The 1,822-nt window shown below is 41.0% G+C and carries 1 protein-coding gene; it reads left to right on the forward strand.

What is annotated here, in order from left to right:
* The coding region (locus BC961_RS00035; RefSeq protein ID WP_121923823.1) for a beta strand repeat-containing protein at positions 1-1,822 on the forward strand (1,822 nt) is incomplete at both ends.

Here is a 1,822-nt window from a genome sequence, read left to right on the forward strand (position 1 = left end):
CTGCTAACGAGGTTGTTTCTAATGCTGGATTGGTTGCTGGAACTTATACTTTAACCGCTACGGCTCCTAACGGAAACGCAAATGGTTCTTGTTCGGCTACAACGCAAGTAACAATCACTCAACCTGCAATCGCAGTTACGGTAAGCGGAATCGCTACCAATGCCTCTTGCTTTGGTGAGGCTAACGGTTCTATCGCTGTAACTAATAGTGCTGGTTCAACTGTAGTAATCACTAATGCTGCTAACGAGGTTGTTTCTAATACTGGATTGGTTGCTGGAACTTATACTTTAACCGCTACGGCTCCTAACGGAAACGCAAATGGTTCTTGTTCGGCTACAACGCAAGTAACAATCACTCAACCTGCAGCAGCAATTAATGCTACAGCTATTATAACAAATAATAATAATTGCGTGAGATGTAGCAACGGTACAATTACGCAAACTGTTTCTGGAGGAACTGCTTTATATACTTACTTATGGTCAAATGGTGCTACGTCAAAAGACCTAACTGGTTTATTAAGTGGTAATTATAGCGTTGTAATTAAAGATGCTAATGGTTGTACTGCAACTTATACTTATGCAATTACAGAATCTGGTATTGCTCTTGTGAAAACAGCTGCTGTAGGTGGAACGGGTAAACTAGGTGATGTAATCACGTATACGTTTGCAGTAACCAACACTGGAAATACTTCCCTTACGAATGTAATCGTAACCGATACAATGGCAGGTTTAACCATCACGGGGAACCCAATTGCAACCCTTGCTATAGGGGCTTCTAGCTCGGCTATTACAGGAACATACACGATCAAACAATCGGATATCGATGCTGGTAAAGTAGTCAACACGGCTTTAGCAACTGCGAAAGATCCAAATAATAAAGACGTAACAGATGTCTCTGGTACTTCAGTTGATAACAACGAACCTACTGATACGCCACTGACTCAAAAAGGAAAAATAGCACTTGTGAAAACAGCTGCTGTAGGTGGAACGGGTAAAGTGGGTGATGTAATCACGTATACTTTTGCAGTAACGAATACTGGAAACACTTCGCTTAGCAATGTAATAGTAACTGATCCAATGCTAGGTTTAAGCATTACTGGAAACCCAATTGCAACCTTTGCAGTAGGGGCTTCTAATGCGACTATCAAAGGAACATATACGATCAAACAATCGGATATCGATGCGGGTAAAGTGGTTAACACGGCTTTAGCAACTGCGAAAGATCCAAAAGGAAATGACGTAACAGATATCTCTGGTACTTCAGTTGATAACAATACTCCTACTGATACGCCACTGACTCAAACACCTCGTATTGCTCTTGTGAAAACAGCAGTAGTAAGTGGAACAGGTAAACTAGGTGATGTAATTACCTATACTTTTGCAGTAACAAATACTGGAAATACTTCGCTTACCAATGTAGTAGTAACCGATCCAATGGTAGGATTAACCATTACTGGAAACCCAATTGCAACTCTTGCAGTAGGTGCTTCTAGCTCTGCTATCAAAGGAACGTACACGATTACTCAATCGGATATCGATGCGGGTAAAGTGGTTAACACGGCTTTAGCAACAGCGAAAGATCCAAATAATAAAGATGTAACGGATATCTCTGGTACTTCAGTTGATAACAACACGCCTACTGATACGCCACTGACTCAAACGCCTCGTATTGCGCTTGTGAAAACAGCGGTAGTAAGTGGAACAGGTAAACTAGGTGATGTAATTACCTATACTTTTGCAGTAACAAATACTGGAAATACTTCCCTTACCAATGTAGTAGTAACCGATCCAATGGTAGGATTAACCATTACTGGAAACCCAAT

Origin of the sequence: Flavobacterium weaverense, from assembly GCF_003688495.1 — a bacterium.
GTDB classification, from domain to species: Bacteria; Bacteroidota; Bacteroidia; order Flavobacteriales; family Flavobacteriaceae; genus Flavobacterium; species Flavobacterium weaverense.